Raw genomic sequence first — 514 nt, 5'->3', positions numbered from 1 at the left:
GGTGTGATTCATGACTGGGGTGAAGTCGTAACAAGGTAGCCGTAGGGGAACCTGCGGCTGGATCACCTCCTTAATCGAAGACATCAGCCTGCTGATGAGCTCCCACACGAATTGCTTGATTCATTGTGTAAAGACGATGCTGTAACGCGACCCTGTTATAGGTCTGTAGCTCAGTTGGTTAGAGCGCACCCCTGATAAGGGTGAGGTCGGCAGTTCAAATCTGCCCAGACCTACCAATTACTTGGTGCGGCTGGTCAAATGGGGCCATAGCTCAGCTGGGAGAGCGCCTGCCTTGCACGCAGGAGGTCAGCGGTTCGATCCCGCTTGGCTCCACCACTCTTTCAGGTTTCGCAGCACTGCTCAGAACTTAGAAATGAACATTCGGTGATGAATGTTGATTTCTGACTTTTGTCAAATCGTTCTTTAAAAATTCGGATATGTGATAGATAGACTGAATGCCAGTTTCACTGCTGGTTATTCAGGCTAAGGTAAAATTTGTGAGTTCTGCTCAGCA

At 49.0% G+C, this 514-nt stretch carries 2 tRNA genes and 1 rRNA gene; all 3 read left to right on the top strand.

Annotated elements, in window-relative coordinates:
• Positions 1-73: ribosomal RNA gene (locus AC25MA_RS25815) — 16S ribosomal RNA — on the top strand; the annotation flags it as partial.
• Between the two features lie 86 nt (positions 74-159).
• A tRNA-Ile gene (locus AC25MA_RS25810) sits at positions 160-236 on the top strand.
• Between the two features lie 24 nt (positions 237-260).
• Positions 261-336, top strand: a tRNA-Ala gene (locus tag AC25MA_RS25805).
• The last annotated feature ends 178 nt before the right edge of the window (positions 337-514 follow it).

This window comes from Pseudomonas sp. P65(2024), assembly GCF_057480955.1.
The sequence above is the reverse complement of the archived record's forward strand: the minus strand, read 5'-3'. Positions and strand labels throughout refer to the sequence as shown.